Origin of the sequence: Aeromonas sp. SG16, assembly GCF_024436135.1 — a bacterium.
Classification (GTDB): domain Bacteria; phylum Pseudomonadota; class Gammaproteobacteria; order Enterobacterales; family Aeromonadaceae; genus Aeromonas; species Aeromonas jandaei.
Genome location: NZ_JANFNW010000001.1, coordinates 85,070 through 103,049 on the forward strand (window position 1 = coordinate 85,070; position 17,980 = coordinate 103,049).

Annotated in this window: 17 protein-coding genes; 4 read left to right on the plus strand and 13 right to left on the minus strand. The window is 61.4% G+C overall.

Features of this window, described 5'->3' with window-relative positions:
- Nucleotides 1-3: 3 nt before the first annotated feature.
- Nucleotides 4-1,419: a basic amino acid/polyamine antiporter gene (locus NOM67_RS00385; RefSeq protein ID WP_255933071.1), complete on the plus strand. Its 1,416-nt coding sequence runs from the start codon at nt 4-6 to the stop codon at nt 1,417-1,419.
- Between the two features lie 111 nt (nt 1,420-1,530).
- Here the strand turns inward: NOM67_RS00385 and NOM67_RS00390 are convergent, their stop codons facing one another.
- Complete coding sequence (locus NOM67_RS00390; protein WP_255933072.1) at nt 1,531-2,370, minus strand: sterol desaturase family protein; 840 nt, start codon at nt 2,368-2,370, stop codon at nt 1,531-1,533.
- Nucleotides 2,371-2,551: 181 nt separating this feature from the next.
- Here NOM67_RS00390 and NOM67_RS00395 point away from each other — a divergent pair, with 181 nt between their 5' ends.
- Nucleotides 2,552-3,343 (plus strand): ABC transporter substrate-binding protein, encoded by a 792-nt coding sequence (locus NOM67_RS00395; RefSeq protein ID WP_255933073.1) that lies wholly within the window; start codon nt 2,552-2,554, stop codon nt 3,341-3,343.
- 130 nt (nt 3,344-3,473) lie between these two features.
- Here the strand turns inward: NOM67_RS00395 and NOM67_RS00400 are convergent, their stop codons facing one another.
- The 4 genes from NOM67_RS00400 to NOM67_RS00415 all read right to left on the minus strand — a co-directional run bounded on the left by NOM67_RS00400 (nt 3,474) and on the right by NOM67_RS00415 (nt 6,164).
- On the minus strand, nt 3,474-4,217 hold the full coding sequence (locus NOM67_RS00400; RefSeq protein WP_255933074.1) for an amino acid ABC transporter ATP-binding protein: 744 nt from the start codon (nt 4,215-4,217) through the stop codon (nt 3,474-3,476).
- Entirely contained in the window at nt 4,201-4,323 is a 123-nt protein-coding gene (locus NOM67_RS00405) for a hypothetical protein (RefSeq protein ID WP_255933075.1), read from the minus strand. Before NOM67_RS00405 ends, NOM67_RS00400 begins: the two co-directional genes overlap by 17 nt.
- Complete coding sequence (locus NOM67_RS00410) at nt 4,307-5,266, minus strand: amino acid ABC transporter permease (RefSeq protein WP_033114390.1); 960 nt, start codon at nt 5,264-5,266, stop codon at nt 4,307-4,309. Before NOM67_RS00410 ends, NOM67_RS00405 begins: the two co-directional genes overlap by 17 nt.
- Before the next feature lie 97 nt (nt 5,267-5,363).
- Complete coding sequence (locus tag NOM67_RS00415; protein WP_041209881.1) at nt 5,364-6,164, minus strand: transporter substrate-binding domain-containing protein; 801 nt, start codon at nt 6,162-6,164, stop codon at nt 5,364-5,366.
- Nucleotides 6,165-6,663: 499 nt separating this feature from the next.
- On the opposite strand from NOM67_RS00415, the gene NOM67_RS00420 reads away from it, so the two are divergent.
- Complete coding sequence (locus NOM67_RS00420) at nt 6,664-7,800, plus strand: GGDEF domain-containing protein (protein WP_208736558.1); 1,137 nt, start codon at nt 6,664-6,666, stop codon at nt 7,798-7,800.
- 18 nt (nt 7,801-7,818) lie between these two features.
- Here NOM67_RS00420 and NOM67_RS00425 read toward each other — a convergent pair whose 3' ends face one another.
- The 8 genes from NOM67_RS00425 to NOM67_RS00460 form a co-directional block, all read right to left on the minus strand.
- Nucleotides 7,819-9,153 carry an MFS transporter gene (locus NOM67_RS00425; protein WP_071911619.1) on the minus strand — a complete coding sequence of 445 codons (1,335 nt, stop codon included), beginning with the start codon at nt 9,151-9,153 and terminating at the stop codon, nt 7,819-7,821.
- Nucleotides 9,154-9,180: 27 nt separating this feature from the next.
- Complete coding sequence (gene uhpB, locus NOM67_RS00430; RefSeq protein ID WP_255933076.1) at nt 9,181-10,701, minus strand: signal transduction histidine-protein kinase/phosphatase UhpB; 1,521 nt, start codon at nt 10,699-10,701, stop codon at nt 9,181-9,183.
- A complete protein-coding gene (gene uhpA, locus NOM67_RS00435; RefSeq protein ID WP_033114395.1) occupies nt 10,698-11,288 on the minus strand; it encodes a transcriptional regulator UhpA in 591 nt (196 codons plus the stop codon). Before uhpA ends, uhpB begins: the two co-directional genes overlap by 4 nt.
- Before the next feature lie 181 nt (nt 11,289-11,469).
- The gene (rnk, locus tag NOM67_RS00440; protein ID WP_005334070.1) at nt 11,470-11,865 is read right to left on the minus strand and encodes a nucleoside diphosphate kinase regulator; all 396 of its coding nucleotides are present in this window, start codon (nt 11,863-11,865) and stop codon (nt 11,470-11,472) included.
- A 226-nt stretch (nt 11,866-12,091) separates the two neighbouring features.
- The gene (locus NOM67_RS00445; RefSeq protein WP_370689108.1) at nt 12,092-12,862 is read right to left on the minus strand and encodes a substrate-binding periplasmic protein; all 771 of its coding nucleotides are present in this window, start codon (nt 12,860-12,862) and stop codon (nt 12,092-12,094) included.
- Nucleotides 12,863-12,899: 37 nt separating this feature from the next.
- Nucleotides 12,900-13,583: a hypothetical protein gene (locus NOM67_RS00450; RefSeq protein WP_255933078.1), complete on the minus strand. Its 684-nt coding sequence runs from the start codon at nt 13,581-13,583 to the stop codon at nt 12,900-12,902.
- A 50-nt stretch (nt 13,584-13,633) separates the two neighbouring features.
- Nucleotides 13,634-15,040 carry an alkaline phosphatase gene (locus NOM67_RS00455; protein ID WP_305121602.1) on the minus strand — a complete coding sequence of 469 codons (1,407 nt, stop codon included), beginning with the start codon at nt 15,038-15,040 and terminating at the stop codon, nt 13,634-13,636.
- Nucleotides 15,041-15,051: 11 nt separating this feature from the next.
- The gene (locus NOM67_RS00460) at nt 15,052-16,449 is read right to left on the minus strand and encodes an alkaline phosphatase (RefSeq protein WP_255933079.1); all 1,398 of its coding nucleotides are present in this window, start codon (nt 16,447-16,449) and stop codon (nt 15,052-15,054) included.
- A 332-nt stretch (nt 16,450-16,781) separates the two neighbouring features.
- On the opposite strand from NOM67_RS00460, the gene ylqF reads away from it, so the two are divergent.
- Entirely contained in the window at nt 16,782-17,732 is a 951-nt protein-coding gene (gene ylqF, locus NOM67_RS00465; protein ID WP_033114400.1) for a ribosome biogenesis GTPase YlqF, read from the plus strand.
- Nucleotides 17,733-17,980 lie beyond the last annotated feature (248 nt).

The window sequence follows — 17,980 nt, forward strand, 5'->3', positions numbered from 1 at the left end:
CCCATGAAAGAGAACAAGATTGGGCTCTGGTCTCTCACCGCGCTGGTGTTCAGCTCCATGGTGGGGGCGGGGATCTTCAGCCTGCCGCAGAATATGGCCGAGGTGGCAGGCGCGCGCGCCGTGCTGATCGGTTGGGGCGTGACCGGGGTGGGCATAGTGGCGCTCGCCATGAGTTTTCTCTATCTGTCGCGGTTAAGGCCGGATCTCGACGGCGGCATCTACAGCTACGCCCGCGCCGGTTTCGGCGATCTGGTGGGCTTCTTCTCCGCCTGGGGTTATTGGCTCTGCGCCACCATCGGTGTGGTGGGCTATCTGGTCATCGCCTTTGCGGCGCTGGGCAGTTTTATCGATACCCCCGAGCAGATCTGGTTTGGTGACGGCAATACTCTGGCGGCGTTTGTCGGCGAGTCCTGCATCCTCTGGGCTGTACACCTGCTGGTGGCCCGTGGCGTGCAGCAGGCAGCGCTGTTCAATCTGGTGGCGACTCTGGCCAAGAGCCTGCCGCTGCTGCTGTTTATCCTGTTCGCTTGCTATTGGTTCGACCCGGTCACCTTTGCAGCTGATCAGCAGGGCAGCACCCTGGCGGTGCCGGTCTCCGAGCAGGTGCGCAACACCATGTTGATTACCCTCTGGGTCTTTACCGGCATTGAGGGGGCGGCTGTGTTGTCGGCCCGCGCCAGAAACCGGCGGGATGTGGGCACGGCCACCGTGCTCGGCGTGGTGCTGGCGCTGCTGCTCTATGTGCTTATCTCGTTGCTGGCGCTGGGAATATTGAGTCGGCCCGAGCTCGCGGCCCTGCCCAACCCCTCCATGGCTGGGTTGATGGCCCAGATGACCGGCTCCTGGGGCAAGTTGCTCATCAGTGTCGGTCTTATCGTCTCGGTGCTCGCCTCCTATGTGAGCTGGACGCTGTTCTCGGCCGAGGTGCCGTTCAGCGCGGCCCGCCACGGCGCGTTTCCTGCCATCTTCCGGCGCCAGAACCGCAACGGCACCCCTATCGCATCACTCTGGCTCACCAGCCTGACGGTGCAGACATGCCTGCTGCTGGTATGGCTGCTCGGCAAGGGCTACACCAGTCTGCTGCTTATCTCCACCTCGATGATCCTGGTGCCCTACCTGCTGATAGGCCTGTTCTTGCTCAAGCTCTCGTTCAGCAGGAAGGGGGAGAGCGGGCAGGGCCGCGGTCTGATGCGGGCGGTGGCTCTGGTGGCGAGCGGTTACGGCTTCTGGCTGCTTTATGCTGCCGGGGTGGAGTATCTGCTGCTGTCGCTGTTGCTCTACGGGCCGGGCTTGCTGTTGTTTCTCTACAGCTGCCGTCAGCTGGGTGCAGGCCTTTGCCTGAGCGGTCGCGAGCGGCTGTTGGCCGGAGTGACCTTGCTGAGCTTGATCCCCGCCGTCTGGTCGTTCGCCCATCTCTGACATCGAGGCGGTGACTGACCATAAAAGAGAGCGCCACCATGGCGCTCTCTTGTTATCAGGGATGGGTTATCAGGGACTTGCTATCCGGGAGTTGGGACCCGGGGAGAAGGCTCAGCGGCTGGCAGGCCCGGCCGGTTTGCCAAACAGCACGGCGAGTTTTTGTCGCCACGGCAGGCCACGGGCGTCGCGCAGCATGTCGCGCCACTCGTGGAAGGTGAGGGTGAGGGGGTTGAAGCTGTGGATCGGCTTGGTGATGCCAAAACGACACGGCTCGGCCGGATCTTCCTCGACAAAGGTGCCGAACAGTCGATCCCAGATAATCAGCACGCCGGCAAAGTTGCGATCTATGTATTTGGCGTTGCTGGCGTGGTGCACCCTGTGGTGGGAGGGGGTGTTGAAGATCCACTCCAGCCAGCCGAGCTTGCCCACCACCTGGGTGTGGACGAAAAACTGAAAACCCAGGCTGAGCAGCACGGTGGCCACTACCGCCTCGGGCGGGAAGCCGATGACAATCATCGGGATCCAGAACAGCCACATGCCGGAGATCGGATACATCAGGCTCTGGCGAAAGGCGGTGGAGAGGTTGAGCCGCTCCGAGCTGTGATGTACCACGTGGGAAGCCCACAGCCAGCGTACATGGTGGCTGGTGAAGTGGAACAGCCAGTAACAGAGATCCTGCAGCAGGAAGAGCAGCAATACGCTCCAGAAGTTCAGCTCGATATCGAACAGTCGCCAGCCCCAGAGGGTGTCATACAGATAAGCGATGGCGATGGCTGCCAGCGCATCGCCCCCCTGATGCATCAGGGCCAGGGTGGCGTTGGCCAGCAGATCTTTCCACTGGTAGGTGGCGGTTGGAAAAGCAGCGCCATGCTTGCGCAGATAGGCCATCTCCCAGCCGATAAAGGCCAGAAAGAGGGGGGATAGGTAGAGCAGGATCAGTTGCACATCCATGAGCAGGTATCCATTCAGAGCAATTGCTCTCCAGCATAAAGGATGAAAGCAATATTTCATTAACATTTTCGAGCCTCTTGCACGATGGCTCTGGCGGGTTTGCAGTGAGGCCGCAATTCAATCCGATGGATGGTGACCGCTGACTATGCTTGATGCAGATTGGCATCCAGAGGATTGGTTAATGCGTATCTGTGTTTATCTGTTGCTGGGATTCTGCCTGCTGGCACAGGCCAAAACCCGGGTGGAGATAGTGGCGGATGCCAGCTATCCCCCCTACTCCTGGCAGGAGGGCAAAGAGGTGCGGGGGATCTATGCCGATATCATCCGTGAGGTAACCTCCGCCATGCCCGACTATGAGGTGGTGCTCAAACCGATGCCATGGCGCCGTGGTCTGAGCATGGTGGAGCAGGGCAGCGCATTTGCCATTTTCCCTCCCTACTATATGCCCGATACTCGCCCCTATATCTGGCCCTACTCCCAGCCGCTGCTTGATGAAGAGCTGGTAGTGATGTGCGGCGCCAGTGTGGCTGCCAATACCCCGCAGGCAAGGTTTCCGCTCGACTATCAAGGTTTGCGCTTTGGCATGAACGCCGGTTTTGCCGTCGGCGGCGATGCCTTCTGGCAGGCGGTGAAGGAGAAGAAAATCGATGTGGAGGAGGTGAAGAGCAACCGGGAGAACCTGCTCAAGATCGTGCGGGGGCGGGTGGATTGCACCATCAACGATCGCCTCTCTCTGCTCTATGAACTGCTCGCCATGATCAAGGGGGAGCAGCTGGCGGTGACCGATATCTCGTTGCTCAAACAGGGGCCGGTGCTCAGCCGGGAGCAGGGTTTTCTCGGTTACAGTCGCAAGGGGGATTTTCCCTACAAGGAGGGCTTTATCGAGCAGTTTGACAAGGGGCTCTATCAGCTCAAAAAGCGCGATGGGGTCAAGCCCATCGTCGAGCGCTATCTGGGAAAGTCCCCGCGCTGAGCCGGTAACTGCGGGAGCGGCTTCAGCAGAGAGTTGGTGTTGTGTCATCAGAACCGCAAAGAAAAAGAGAGAGGAACCATGGTTTCTCTCTCTTTTTTACTGGCCATTTTAACTGGCTGTGGGTCGGCGTTTACAGCACCTGGCTCAGGAACTGGCGCAGGCGCGGGGAGGGGGGATTGTCGAAAAACTCCGTTGGCTTCTCATCCACCAGCAGTTCGCCGCTCTCCATAAAGAGCACCCGATCCGCCACTTCCCGGGCAAAGCCCATCTCGTGGGTCACCACTACCATGGTCATCCCTTCGCGGGCGAGACCCTTCATGACATCCAGTACTTCCCCCACCATCTCGGGATCGAGCGCGCTGGTGGGCTCGTCGAAGAGCATGATGCGCGGCTGCATGGCGAGCGCCCGGGCGATGGCCACCCGCTGCTGCTGACCACCGGAGAGCTGGGAGGGGTAACTGCCCGCCTTGGCCGAGAGCCCCACTTTCAGCAGCAGGGCCTTGGCGCGATCTTCGGCCTCCTTGCGCGACAGGCCCCGCACTTTTTGCGGGGCGAGGCAGATGTTCTCCAGTACCGTCAGGTGGGGAAAGAGGTTGAAGGACTGGAACACCATGCCCACCTCTTCCCGCAGCTTGTTGACATCGCCCGGCTGGGTCAGGCAGATGCCGTCCACCACGATATCGCCGTCGTTGATAGTCTCCAGCTGGTTGAGGGTGCGCAGAAAGGTGGACTTGCCGGAGCCGCTGGGGCCGACGATCACCACCACTTCCCCTTCGGCGACCTCGGTGCTGACGTTCTTCAGGGCATGTACTTCGCTGCCGTAGAACTTCTCTACACCGGTCGCCTTGATAATCGGATCAGTTGCTGTACGCATATTTCGCCTCCAGAAAACGAACCGGGAAGGCGAAGGGGGTGCCGTTGATGGCTGCACTTCTCGACGCCTGTTGCACCTTGATGATGGGATCAGTTGCTTTTCGCATATTTCACCTCGAGACGGCGCACCAGAAAGGAGAGGGTACCGGTCAGTACCAGATAGAGCAGCGCCACGGTGAACCACACCTCGAACGGGCTGAAGGTAGAGCTGACCACCTCGCGTCCCGCCTTGGTCAGATCGGTGATGGAGATGACCGACACCAGCGAGGAGTCCTTGATCAGGTTGATGAACTGACCCGCCAGCGGCGGCAGTACCCGCTTGAATGCCTGCGGCAGGATGACGTAGCGCATGGTCTGGGCCGAGGTGAGGCCCAGACTGCGACCCGCCTCCATCTGCCCCTTGTGGATGGAGCTGATGCCGGCGCGGACGATCTCCGCCACATAGGCGCCGGTAAAGACGGCCAGTGCCGCGACCCCGGCAGTGAAGCGATCGAGGTTCAGCACGGTGCCAATAAAGAAGTAGACGATGAAGATCTGCACCAGCAGCGGGGTGCCGCGAATGAGCTCCACATAGGTGACGGCCAGATTGCGCAGGGCCGGGTTGGGGGATAGTCGGGCCAGTCCGGCCAGGGTGCCGAGCAAAATGGCGAAGATGCCCGCCACCAGCGAGAGCTTGATGGTCATCCAGACGCCCCAGGCGATGGGGCCAGCGGTCCAGCTCAGCTGGATATCGAGGGCATCGCCACGAAAGACGGTATCCCCTTCGCTGACCTGCACACCGCTGGTCGCAATGGGCTGGCGCTGGTTGGGGTCGAGATCGTTTTGCAGGAACAGTTTGCCTTTCTCTGCGGCAGTGGTGCCGGCCACCACGGTGCCGTCAAACTCGGCGTAATTCTTCTGTTCGGCCTGATAGGCGATGTACTGGGGAATGCGTTCCCAGCGCCAGGTGTAGTCAACGGATTGCACCGCCTTGTAGATGCCGAACACGGCCACCAGCAGCATCAGCAAAAAGACGCCGTGCCAGAGCAGCGGGTTGGGCTGTTTTTCCATCTGTCTTGTCGGTTTGGGTGTGTGCACAGTCACAACCTCTTCTCGTTATTGTGTGGGGTGTTGCGAGAGGGGGCGGCAAGGCGCCCCCTTTTTGAGGTTATTTGAGCTGACTCAGCCAGGCGTTGGATTCGAACCACTTCTTGTAGAGGCGGTCGTAGCTGCCGTCACCCTTGATTTGGCGCAGGTAGTTGTTGAACCAGTTGAGGGTGTCCTGATCTCCTTTGCGGATGGCCCAGGCCAGCGGCTCGAAGGTGAACGGCTTGTCGAGGTGTACCACGGCGCCCTTGTTCTGGGAGGCGAAGATGGCGTTGTAGGGCAGGTCGTAGACGAAGGCATCGACCTTGCCGTTGATCACTTCCAGCTTGGCGTCATCCTGGGTTTCAAACTGCAGCAGGGTGGCTTTCGGGATGAGGCGCTTGACTGCCTGCTCGCCGGTGGTGCCGAGCTTGACCGCAATCTTGTATTTCGGGTCGTTGAGGTCGGTGAAGGATTTGATCTCGGCAGCCTTGTCCTTGCGCACCACTATGGTTTGGCCGACCACGATGTAGGGATCGGCAAAGTTGACCCGCAGGTTGCGCTGCGGAGTGACGGTCATACCGCCCATGATGACGTCGAACTTGTTGGTCAGGAGCGCGGGAATGATGCCGTCCCACGCGGTGTTGACGAACTCGACCTTCACGCCCATCTCCTTGGCGACCATCTTGGCAAGATCGACGTCAAAGCCGATGTACTGGCCCTGTTTGTTGGTCATCTCGAAAGGTTGATAGCCGGCGTCGAAGCCAACCCGCAGCACACCGCGCTCCAGCACGGCATCCAGGGTTGAGGTGGGGGTAGTGGCGGGGGCGGCGGTCGCCAGCCCGCAGAAGAGCAGGGTAGAAAGAATCAGTTTTTTGATCATGGGTGACGTCTCTGTCGATGTTGTGTTCGGCCTTGAACCTGATCCCGTGCGACTCCGTGGCACAAGAGACTGCTGCATCCGGCAACAGGCAAGACAGGATGAATGTCTTGGGTCGGGGGAAAGCCCCATATGGGATGCTATGAATCGAAATTGAGCGAAAAATGTACCAAAAACCAATTGTGTCAGAATACTCAATAGGTTAGAGACGCTTTTTGCTCACCGCTTCACTCATAAAATCACACGAAAACAACATATCTATCTAACGTGGCCGGTTCAAGCCCAAATTGTGTTCAATACCTTTTGTTACATATGATGGGGTTCGCTTGTGACTTGTTTTGTACTCTGACGTTTTCTGTACCTGCGGTGGTGCGATCCCGACAGGGAAAGCAGGCCACAGAGACAGTAAACAATATGTTTTTATTGTGAAAACAGTCAGTCCCCTCTGGGTCTTGGCAAACGCTTCTCATATACTCAGTTACCTTCTGAAACTGGTTCTTGTATGGCGCTCTCACTGCTGCTGAAACTGGACGTTTTTACCCTGATGCTGATGGCGCTGGGTGGCTACAGTCTTGGCTTTATCACCCTCTCCATCATCTGGTCTACCCACAGGGAGATCCCCGGTATCGGTTACTGGTGGTGGTCTGCACTCTGTGCGCTGGTGGCCCAGACGCTCTTCTCGTTGCAGGCATTTTTCCCCAGCCCATCCGGCATCTGGCTGGCCAACACCCTGATCACGCTCTGCATCGCACTGATGCCGCTGGCGCTGCAGCGCTTTTTCGGCCAGCCCCCGAACTGGCGTGCCGGTGTGCTCTTTATGCTGGTCTATCTGCTGATCCTGAGCTGGTGCATTGTGAAGGGGGGGATGGAGTCCAGGGTGATGCTGGCTTGCCTGAGCTACATGGTGCTGGGGGCGGTGATCGTCTATCTGGTCTGGCGTCACGGCTACCCCGACTATTTGCCGGCGGTGATGGTCTTTACCGTGGTCAATATCCTGCTCTACGCCTTCTACCTGATGCGGCTCTGGTTCCTGTGGCAGGACAATGTGCAGATGCTGATGGATAAGAGCGGGGTCAATGTGCTGCCCTTCCTCTCCATGCTGATGGGGAGCTATCTCTCCACCTTTGGGGTGCTGCTGCTCTGTACCCAGTACCGGGCGCTGGCGCTGCACCAGCAGGCGAGCCACGACCCTCTCACCGGCCTGCTCAACCGGCGTGGCTTTATGGATCAGCTGAAGCAGCAGAAGTTGGGTGACGGCGGCGCGCTGGCCGTGCTCGACATCGACGATTTCAAGCAGATCAATGACCAGCATGGCCACGAGGTAGGTGATCGGGTGCTGGCCGAGCTCGGCGCCTATCTGGGTAGCCAGCCCGATTTGGTGTGCAGCCGTTTCGGTGGCGAGGAGTTTGTGCTGCTCTTCTCGCAGCCCGGTGTGCTGGCGCTGCAGCGCTGCGAGGGATTGCTGGAGGCGGTCGCGAACCGTGACATGGGCGGCCTCTCCATTACGGTCAGCATGGGGCTCTCCCACTGGCACGGGGAGTGGCACTTTGATCCTCTGTTCACTCAGGCCGATCATGCGCTCTATTGCGCCAAGCGGCAGGGCAAGAACCGGGTCTGTCAGGCTGGCCGGGAGGCGTAACTCCCGCTCAGTCCGGTATCACATAGTGTCGGCAGGTTGGGGGCGCGGTGCCTGTGCCTTGAGGAAGGGGAGCAGCAGCAGGGCCGAGACGCCCGCCGCCACCGAGATCACCACGAAGAAGCCGTTCCAGTGCCAGATCTCCATCACCTTGGCCAGCGGATAGCCTGACAGCGCCGCCCCCATGTAGGCAAACAGGCCGACAAAGCCGGTGGCCGCTCCCGCCGAGTTTTTGTGAGAGCACTCCGCCGCCGCCATGCCGATCAGCATCTGGGGGCCGAACACGAAAAAGCCGATGGTGAAGAAGCAGGCTGCCTGCATCACGTAGCTGAAGAAGGGCATCAGCCAGAGCGATCCCACCGCCAGCAGGATCCCCACCGCAAAGATGAGGTTCATCGGGCCACGGTTGCCGTTGAACAGCTTGTCCGATCCCCAGCCCGCCACCAGGGCGCCGATAAAGCCCCCTACCTCGAACATGGAGATGGCAGAGTTGGCGCTCATCAGATTGAAACCGCGCTGCTCGGTCATGTAGAGGTTGCCCCAGTCGTTGATGGCGGTGCGCACCACATAGACCAGCACGTAACAGCAGGCCAGCAGCCAGATATAGGGGTTGCCGAGCACATATTTGCGCAGGATCTGGCGATGGGAGAGCCCCGCATCCTGAGTCTGCTGGGCCAGCTCCATCGCATCCTTGCGCCACTCGCCCACCGACGGCAGTCCCATGGCTGCCGGGGTATCCCGCAACCGCCAGCAGAGCAGCAGACCGGCCGCAATGGCGATAAGACCGGGCACTATCATGCCGTAGCGCCAGCCATGTTGCAGGGCCAGGGTGCTGACGATAAGGGGGATGAGCGCCCCGCCGGCATTGTGGGCTGTGTTCCAGGCCGACCACCAGACACCCCGCTCACTGCGCGAATACCAGCTGGTGAGCAGCTTGGAGCAGGGGGGCCAACCCCAGCCCTGAAAGAAGGCGTTGGCCACCCAGAGGGCGGCAAACATCCAGAGAGCGGACGAGAGGCCGAACAGGATATTGATGACGCCGGTGGCCATCAGCCCGATCCCCATGAAGTAGCGCGGGTTGGCGCGGTCGCTGATGATGCCGGAGAAGAACTTGGAGCAGCCGTAGGTGATGTAGAACAGGGTCCAGAGCATGCCGATGTCTGACTTGTCCAGCATGCCGCTCGCCAGCATGTCCGGCATGGCGAAGTTGAAACTCTTGCGGGTGAAGTAGAAGACCGCATAGCCCAGATACATGGTGAGCAGCAGATGCAACCGCCAGTGACGATAGGTGGCGTCGATCTCGGCTTGCTCGCGGATCGGCGGTTGCGCCGGTGCGCTTCTCATAAAGCTCAGCATGGGGCTCCCCCCTGATGAAGGACGAGGTTACTCATGGTTCTCCTCCCGTTTGCGGCAGGGGAGATTGACCGTCAACTGGGTGCCGTGGACGCAGGAGAGCTGCAAGGTGCCTCCCAACGCCTGCACCCGCTCGCGAATACCGAGCAGACCATAGCCCTGCGCCGTGCGGCTTTGCGGCAGGCCGCGACCATCATCCTCCAGCACCAGCTGCAGCTGTTCTTCACCGTGCCGCGCCCGGATTGTCACCGAGTGGGCGTTGGCATGCTTGACCACGTTGTTGAGCCCCTCCTGACAGACCCGAAACAGGGTGACCCGCTGGGCATCGGAGAGATCGCTGTCCGCCAGCTGCCACTCCAGCCGGGTGACGATGCCGTGGCGCTCCAGCTCCAGCTCTCTGAGCAGTGCCCGCACCGCCTGCTCCAGGGTCATGTCGTCGAGCTGGCGCGGGCGCAGGCGACCGAGCAGACCGCGCACCGCGTCGTAGATGCCAAGGGAGAGGGTATCGATCAGGGCGCTGCTCTGGCCCACGCCCGCATTGTCGGGTGCGAGGCGGCGCACTATACCGGCCTGGGTACGAATGGCGGTGATGGTCTGGCCGATGTCGTCGTGCAGCTCGCGCGCCACCTCCTTGCGGATGCTCTCCTCGGTCTCCAGCAGTCGCTCGGTGAGTTGGCGATTGTGGGCGAGTTGGCGGGTCAGCGCCTGATTGAGCTCGCGCTGGCGCTGGATCCCGGCGCCCAGCAGCAGGCCGGTGAGACTCTGGGCCAGCAGGGAGAGCAGCAGATCGAGGGGGTGGTCGTGCCAGGCCTGACTCGCCAGCAGGGCGATGGTGTTCATCAGGGTGGCGAGCAGCGCCCCCTGCCAGCCATAGCGCCACGCCATGGCGATGATGGGGATGGCCAGACAAAACGGCGTGAAGCGCACCAGCGAGTTGGGCAGCCCCAGCTGCAGCCAGAGGCTCAGCACGAATAACAGCAGATACCAGACCAGATGGCGAAAGCGCCAGTCTACCGGCTGATCCACCAGTGCAGGGCCGAGCGGCACCCAGGTGGCGCGGGTTAGGTAGTGCCAGATCAGCATGCAGGTGGAGGTGAGGGTGAGCCCGCCGGTGAGGGTGAGCAGCAGGGCCGAGAGGCCATCTTCTCCCGCCAGATGCCAGAGCAGGGATTGCAGCAGGGCTGCCACCGAGACGGTGGCGAGCAGCAACAGCAGTTGCTGCCAGTCGTTGCGAACCGGCTGGCGGCGGGCAATCAGCAGGGGGAGCAGGGTGAGCAGGCTGCCAGTCAGCAGCCACTGCCAGTGGGGCAGCCCGACCTCCAGATTGATCCAGTAGAGCAGCCCCCCTTCGCAGAGCAGCAGCGGCAGCCAGTAGCGACCGGGACTTTGCAGCAGCAAGCCGAGGCGCAGGCCGAAGGGGAACAGCAGTACCGCCAGTGCCGGGCCGCCCGCCAGATGCAGGCTGATGCTCCAGAGGCAAAACCAGCCGGCGGCAAAGATGAAGCAGGCCGCCAGCGTGATGGCGACATAGCTGGCAAGACGGTGGATCACCAGCTATCCAGCATGCGGTGGGCCAGCTCGACGTTGTTGCTGACCTTGAGCTTGTCCATCAGGTTGGCGCGGTGCACATGCACTGTCTTGGGGGAGAGGCCAAGTTGCTCGGCGATGCTCTTCACCTCCAGCCCCTGTGCCAGCAGCTGGGCAATCTCCCGCTCCCGATTGGTGAGGGGATCCCGGCTGCTGCTGGCCAGCTTCTGGGCGATGTCGGGAGTGAGGTAGCAACCACCTAGCGCGGCGGTACGCACCGCCGCGATCAGCTCGTCCGGGCTGCAGCGCTTGGAGAGAAATCCCTTGGCACCGGTTTGCAGCGCCTGCTCGATGAGGGCGGGGCTGTCGTGTACCGAGAGCATCACCACTGCCAGACCGGAGGGGAGCTGCTTGAGCAGATCCAGCCCCGACTGGTCGGGCATCGAGATGTCGCAGACGCAGACCCGGGCGCCACTGCCGGGCAGGCCGGCCAGCGCCTCGCTGGCGGAGCCAAATTCGGCGACCACCTGCAGGTCGGGCTCCAGATTGAGCAGTTGGGCAAAACCGGAACGGACGATCTGGTGATCGTCGATGAGGGCAATGTTTATCATGATGTCAGCCTGAAATTCGGTGCGTCATGACCATGACGCGGCCAACAAGATACCTGCCCCCCGAGTCAGGCTCAAGGGGCGGGGGGAAATAGGGGGAAAATCGACCCGATAAGCAGGGGAAGCTTGATCGGGATCAGGCTGTGCGGGCTGGTCTTCCGGGTTGGCCTGCCCGCAACCGGGTTCAGCGGTGCAGCTCGCCGGCACGCTCCGGCTGATAGACCACTTCAAGGATCTCCACCTCGATGGTGCGACCGGCCGGGCCGGGCCAGGCGATGCTGTCGCCCACTTTCAGACCAAGCAGGGCGCTGCCCACCGGTGCCAGCACCGAGATGTTGCTCTCGTCACCCTTGGCATCGCGCGGGTAGACCAGGGTGAGGCAGAACTCGTTGCCGCTGCTCTGCATCTTGAAGCGTACCTTGCTGTTCATGGTGACGACATCGGGCGGCATATCGGCCGGCTCGCGGATTTCGGCGCGATCCAGCTCCTCTTGCAGGGCAAGGTGCTGGGGATGGTTGCCGAGCAGTTGTTCAATCCGATCCAGATCAAGGCTGGAGATAACGAGATGCGGTTGTTTCATAAGATAATCCTTATCAATAGCTTACAGGGCCAAGCCCACTCACGCAGGCTGGCCATCACAAGGGTGTCGAGAGATCGAGAAAGTGCCATGCCCCCAAGCGACTCGCGGCCGAAGGAGCGAGGCGGGGGCTCAGCAGGGTGTGAGCTTGTGAGAGGAAATAGTGAATCTTTTCATGGGGCTACCATAACCATTCTGAACGGCTTTGGCAATTATCCTGACAAGGTTGTCAGGGTGCCTGGTAATCGTACTGCTTGATGATGCGGGCCAGGCTGCCGTCATCGCGCATGGCGGCGATGGTGTTGCGCCAGCGTGTTGCCTCTTTGGCTGGAAAATGGGGGCTGGCCGCCAGGTAGAGCGCGGCCTGTTTCAACGTTTCACCGCGCACCAGATCCACCAGCGGCAAGCCTGCCTGCAGCTGGTTGTAGCGGGCGCTGTTCCAGGCCACCGCCCAGCCCTGAATGCGGCCACGAGCCAGCTTGCTGGCGTTGTTGACCTCTTCGGCCACCTCTTCCTGTTTGATCCGTTTGAACGGGAGCAGCAGGCTCTGGCCATAGGAACTGCGCATTACGCCGATGGTGAGACCGGGCAGTTCACCGGTTGTCAGCGGTTGGGGATGGTGCTGACGATGAGTCACCAGCACGAAGGCCTCGTCCAGCAAGGGGGCAATCCAGAGAAACAGCGGCTCGCGCTGGGGGCTTCTCACTGGCGGCACCAGTAGCACATCCTGCCGGTGCTGGGTCTGGCTGAGGGCGCGAGCCAGCGGCATCAGCTCGATGGTCAGCGGCTCCTTGAGGCGACGGGCCGCCTCCTCCAGCACCTCGATGGCCATGCCGCTCGGGGCGCCCTGGTGAGAGCGGATCACGTAAGGGGGAATTTCAGCCGCGACCACCACCATGGCCCGGGCGTGAAAGGCTGGCAGGAGCGAGGTGCAGAGCAGCAGGAGCAAGGGGAGACGCATGGCAGACCTGATCCGGGATGAGTACACAGAGTGTAACATCCCGCAGAGACAAGTCAGCCCGCTATGGAGCCTCATCTCAATCGAAGAAGTCCCGCAGATCGAGCGTCTGATACCCCTCCAGCTGCTGCCAGGGCAAATTCTTGGGCAGCGTTTTTAGGGTCACCTCCATCCGGTAGCTGCGATAGCCATCGAGGCTCGCCGACTCCACCACCAGCGGCAACTGCCAGCGGCTCGACCAGAGGATGCGGGTGCGCTGGTTGCCCTCGCGTCTTTCATACCAGCGCGCCTGTTCGGGGGCGCTTTCATCGAGGGGCGTCATCTCCTGCAACAGGGCCGGGTTGATGAGATGGCGGATCCGCGGCCAGTCGGGTTTGAAAGCCACCTGACCGTACTCCTCCTCCGGCACTTCTACCAGCTGGTTGTGCCAGCTGTCGGCGTAGCGCAGTTGCAGCATCCCCTGCTGGCCGCGGGTCACCCAGCGCGCCGCCATCTGGTGGGTAAAGTGCTTGTGGCCCGGGGTGGCATCGTGAGTGGAGTGGTAAGCGCGGGCAAGGGGCAGCGGGATGAGCCGCTGGCTCCACACCTGATCGCCGACCCGCAGCCACTTCTCCTGCCACTGGCTCTCCTTGCTGATGCCGTCGCTGCTGGTCACCCTGTCCTGATAGCGGATACGGGCGGCCAGATCGGGGACTTCATCGGCAAGGAGGGGAAAAGAGAGGCTGCTGGCGAGCAGCCACAACGGAAGTAAATATCGCATCATGAGTGATCGCTCGAACGAGCAGGGCCCGGCACCTCGCCGGGCCCTGCCGTTTACATGCCGAGCGCCTCCTTCAGCTTGCCGAACACCTTAGTGTTATCCAGCGTCCCCTTGAAGCGGCTGCTGCCGGCGCCGTCGGCGAACAGCATGACATCGCCGCCGCCGTGGGTCTCGGAGCCGAGCTTGACCCCGGTCTCCTGCAGGTAGTCGTCCGCCATCACCTGATCGCTGGTGAGGGTGGGGCGCACGTCGGGACGGTTGGGGCCGTTGCCGAACACCAGGGTGGTGAACGGCTTGCCATCCACGTCGTTCTGGGTCGAGCCGTCGCCATTTTTCACCAGATCCAGCACCTTGTTGCCCTTGGCGGAGTAACCGTTGATGGTCATGGTGTGGTCATGGTCGGCGGTGACCACGATCAGGGTATCTTTCAAATCCACTTTGCCGAGCGCCGTCTTGACCGCGTCGTCAAGCGCCACCGCGTCGGTGAGCGAGCGCTTGGCATTGGTGCCGTGCAGGGCGTGGTCGATCCGGCCCCCTTCCACCATCAGGAAGTAGCCCTGGCTGTTCTGGCTCAGCAGGTCGATCGCCTTGGCGGTCATCTCGGAGAGCGAGGGCTGGGTATTGGCTGCCCCCTTGGCGACGCGGTCCAGCTCGTAGTCGAGGTGGGATTTGGCGCTGAACAGGCCGATGAGCTTGCCGCTCTCGACCTTGGCAAGGTCAGAGCGAGTGGTGACGTAGCGATAGCCCTGCGCGGTCAGTTCGGCGGTGAGATCCCGCCCGTCGGCACGGCCGCCCTTGTTGCTGGTGCTGTTGTAGGGCGTCCAGTGGTTGGCGCCGCCCCCCATCAGCACGTCGACCCCGTTCCCCAAGGCTGTGTTGAAGCCGGCGCCGCCCGGTACCGCCTGTGCGGCGATGGCGTAGGCGGCATCCCGATGGCAGATGTGGGAGTAGGTGGCGGCCGGGGTGGCATGGGTCAGCTCGGTGGTGGTGACGGCCCCCACCGACTTGCCCGCCGCCTTGGCCAGCTCGAGAATGGTGGGCACTGGCTTGCCGTTGTCGCTGGTGCAGTTGTTGACGCCCTTGTTGCCGTTGGCGTCTTTGCCGGGTGCGACGGCTTTGGTGTCGCTGCTCATGGCGATCACCTCGTTGTTCATCTTGACCCCGGTGGTGTAGGCCGCCATGGAGGGGGCTGAATCGGTGGTCTGGGCATCGTTGGAGAAGGTCTTGATGCGGGCGCTGCGGGCCAGCTTCATCATCTCCAGATTGCCCTCTTCCCCCACCTTGTAGAGGCGGGTAGCGGTGAGCACGGTGGGGCCCATGCCGTCGCCGATAAAGAGGATGACGTTTTTGGCATCGGCGGCCTGTGCCTGGGTCGCGCCACAGAGGGCGGCCAGCAGGGCCGTGCTGACCAAGGTTTTATGCAGGTTCTGCTTCATCGATTGGTTGATGGCTCTTTTCATGGGAATGCTCCTTACAGCCCGGCCGCAGCCTTGACCTTGCCGAACACGGCGGTGTTGTCGAGTGAGCCGTGGAAGCTATCCGCTCCCCGGCCGATGGCGCCGAGGAAGACGTCGGTGCCGCCGTGGGTCTCGTTGCCGATTTCACCCACCTTGACCACTACCTCCTGGTGATAGTCGTTGGCGGAGACGGTGGCGTCATCCAGCGGTGCCACGCTGCTGCGCGGCCCGTCCACCCGGTTGTAGCCGTTGCCAAAGCCGATGATGGTGTAGGGCATGCCGTCGGCATCCTTGCTCGGCTCGCCGGTTTCGTAGTTCTTCACCAGCCCGAGCACGCCGGGGTTGTCGGCCGTGGTCTTGCCGGTACGCTTGGCGTAGCCGTTGAGTACCAGGGTGTGGTCATGGTCGGCAGTGACCACGATCAGGGTGTTTTTCAGCTCGGGATCGGTTTTCTTCACCTCGTCGAGGGTCGCCTTGATGGCGTTGTCGAAGGCGAGGGTGTCCTGCAGTGCACGCTTGGCGTTGGTGTCGTGCAGCGCGTGGTCGATGCGGCCCCCTTCCACCATCAGGAAGTAACCCTGCTTCTTCTCTTTGAGCTGCTTGATGGCTGCCAGTGTCATCTGGGCCAGGGAGGGCTCGCTGGCGGGGCGATCCAGGTCATATTTCATGTGGCTTGCGCCAAACAGCCCCAGCAGCGGCTTGCCTGCCTCGGCCTTGTTCAGCTCGTCCAGGTTGCCGGCAAACTGGTAGCCCTTGGCCTTCATCTCGGAGATGAGGTTGCGACCATCCTCGCGTTTGCCTTTGTCGGCCTTGGGCAAGAAGAAGCTGCTGCCGCCGCCGAGCACCACGTCCACCCCCCCTTTAAGGGCGCTGTTGTAACCGGCCCCACCGGGCACCAGCTGGGCGGCGATGTCGGCTTCCAGATCCCGGTTACAGAGGTGGGCATAGGTGGCGGCCGGGGTGGCGTGAGTCACCCGGGTGGTGGTGACTACGCCGGTACCGCGGCCAGCGGCCTTGGCCAGCTCCAGCAAAGTGGTGGCCGGCTTGCCGGCGCTCTTGCTGCAGTTGCTCTCCTGAGTGGCGTCGCTGTCCATGCTGATGACGCCGTTGTTGCTCTTGACCCCGGTCATGTAGGCGGACATGGAGGGGGCCGAGTCGGTCACCTGAGAGTCGTGGGAGAAGGTCTTGATGAAGGCCGTCTCCGGCAGGGTATCGATGGTGAGGCTGCCCTCTTCACCAACGCCGTAGATGCGGGCGGCGGTCAGGGTGTTGAGCCCCATGCCGTCGCCAAGGAAGAAGATCACGTTCCGGGCGCCAGAGCCGGGTTTGTTCTCCTGCGAGTTGTTCTCTGAGTTGCAGCCGGCGACCAGTGCGGCCCCCATCATCACTGCAACACCTGCCATTTTTTTCATCGAGGTTCGCTCCTTGTAAAACCTGAGCGCAGCCTAGAGGTCGCAGATGACACTTTTAGTGAGAGTGAATGACAATCCGGTGAAAGTGATATCTGAATGTGATGTTGTATCAATCACTTATCTATCAATAATCGGACTCTGCAGCGCAGCCTGACAAGGCTGACAAACGGGAGGAAATCTGGCCGGTTTAGGACCTGCGGGCTAGAATGGCCTGTCAAATCGGGGCGGGTGCAGGTAAAATGCGCCCCCTTGCGACGCCCTGCGTCCACCACCGCTCGCCGCTCGCTTCATTGCAAGCCCGCGCCCGCAGTCCTTAGATGAGAGTAACGGATATGTCCATCAACTGGTTCCCCGGTCACATGCACAAGGCCCGCAAAGAGATTGCCGAGGTCATGCCCCAGGTCGATGTCATCATCGAAATGCTCGACGCCCGCATCCCCTTCTCCAGCGAAAACCCGCTGGTGCCCGAGCTGCGCGGCGATACTCCGGTGATCAAGGTGCTCAACAAGGCGGATCTCGCCGACCCCGAGATCACCGAGCTGTGGGTGGCCCATATGGAAAAGGAGAAGGGGATCAAGGCGTTGCCCCTGACCCAGCAGGAGCCCGAGAAGATCAAGCAACTGCTGACCCTCTGCCATGAGATGCTGCCGGAGCGCAATCTGGAGCTGCGCGGCGTGCGCGCCATGATCATGGGTATTCCCAACGTGGGCAAATCCACCCTGATCAACACCCTGGCCGGGCGCATCATCGCCCGCACCGGCAACGAGGCGGGGGTGACCAAGTCCCAGCAGCGGATCAAGCTCGACAACCACGTCATCCTGACCGATACCCCGGGCTTTTTGTGGCCCAAGCTCAACCCGCCCTCCTGCGGTTATCGGCTGGCCATCACGGCGGCTATCAAGGATACCGTCTATGACTATGCGGACATCGCTATGTTCGCCGCCGATTACTTCCTCAAGGCGTATCCGGAGCGGATCAAGGCGCGCTATCAGATTGAAGAGCTGCCCGAGACCGAGATCGAGCTGCTGGATCTGATCGCTCGCCAGCGCGGCTTCATGCGCAAGGGGGGGCTGGCGGATCTGCACAAGGCGTCCGAGATCCTGGTCAACGAATTCCGCTCGGGGATGCTGGGCCGCATCTCGCTGGAGACCCCAGAGATGGTGAGCGTAGAAATCGTGGAAGCTGATGCCGAGGCCGAGCAGAAGGCCAAAGAGAAGGCGGAGCGGGAAGAGGAGCGCCAGGCGCGGGCCCGCCGCAAGTACGCCAAGAAGCGTCAGCGTTAATCGGCATTGAGCTCGGTATAAAAGAAGAGGCGGCCCACGGGGCCGCCTCTTCTGTTTATGGCCGCAAAAGCGAGCCAAGGCAGCGCTAAGGGGATGATTTTCAACTGGCAATATGCCGGTAACATGGCCAAATTTCACGTTAATCAAAAAGATAAAGCCGGCATTAAATGGTGCCGCATCTCGCAGCAATCACTGCGTGCAACAAAACCTTGCGACTTGGCTGCAGCGCCGATTGACAATGGATTTGG

What these genes read in the sequence shown, in the direction of transcription:
- NOM67_RS00385 (WP_255933071.1), top strand. Translation starts at nt 4, where the DNA reads ATGAAAGAGAACAAGATTGGGCTCTGGTCTCTCACCGCGCTGGTGTTC.
- NOM67_RS00390 (WP_255933072.1), bottom strand. Translation starts at nt 2,370, where the DNA reads ATGGATGTGCAACTGATCCTGCTCTACCTATCCCCCCTCTTTCTGGCC.
- NOM67_RS00395 (WP_255933073.1), top strand. Translation starts at nt 2,552, where the DNA reads ATGCGTATCTGTGTTTATCTGTTGCTGGGATTCTGCCTGCTGGCACAG.
- NOM67_RS00400 (WP_255933074.1), bottom strand. Translation starts at nt 4,217, where the DNA reads ATGCGTACAGCAACTGATCCGATTATCAAGGCGACCGGTGTAGAGAAG.
- NOM67_RS00405 (WP_255933075.1), bottom strand. Translation starts at nt 4,323, where the DNA reads ATGCGAAAAGCAACTGATCCCATCATCAAGGTGCAACAGGCGTCGAGA.
- NOM67_RS00410 (WP_033114390.1), bottom strand. Translation starts at nt 5,266, where the DNA reads ATGGAAAAACAGCCCAACCCGCTGCTCTGGCACGGCGTCTTTTTGCTG.
- NOM67_RS00415 (WP_041209881.1), bottom strand. Translation starts at nt 6,164, where the DNA reads ATGATCAAAAAACTGATTCTTTCTACCCTGCTCTTCTGCGGGCTGGCG.
- NOM67_RS00420 (WP_208736558.1), top strand. Translation starts at nt 6,664, where the DNA reads ATGGCGCTCTCACTGCTGCTGAAACTGGACGTTTTTACCCTGATGCTG.
- NOM67_RS00425 (WP_071911619.1), bottom strand. Translation starts at nt 9,153, where the DNA reads ATGCTGAGCTTTATGAGAAGCGCACCGGCGCAACCGCCGATCCGCGAG.
- uhpA (WP_033114395.1), bottom strand. Translation starts at nt 11,288, where the DNA reads ATGATAAACATTGCCCTCATCGACGATCACCAGATCGTCCGTTCCGGT.
- rnk (WP_005334070.1), bottom strand. Translation starts at nt 11,865, where the DNA reads ATGAAACAACCGCATCTCGTTATCTCCAGCCTTGATCTGGATCGGATT.
- NOM67_RS00445 (WP_370689108.1), bottom strand. Translation starts at nt 12,862, where the DNA reads ATGTTACACTCTGTGTACTCATCCCGGATCAGGTCTGCCATGCGTCTC.
- NOM67_RS00450 (WP_255933078.1), bottom strand. Translation starts at nt 13,583, where the DNA reads ATGATGCGATATTTACTTCCGTTGTGGCTGCTCGCCAGCAGCCTCTCT.
- NOM67_RS00455 (WP_305121602.1), bottom strand. Translation starts at nt 15,040, where the DNA reads ATGAAAAGAGCCATCAACCAATCGATGAAGCAGAACCTGCATAAAACC.
- NOM67_RS00460 (WP_255933079.1), bottom strand. Translation starts at nt 16,449, where the DNA reads ATGAAAAAAATGGCAGGTGTTGCAGTGATGATGGGGGCCGCACTGGTC.
- ylqF (WP_033114400.1), top strand. Translation starts at nt 16,782, where the DNA reads ATGTCCATCAACTGGTTCCCCGGTCACATGCACAAGGCCCGCAAAGAG.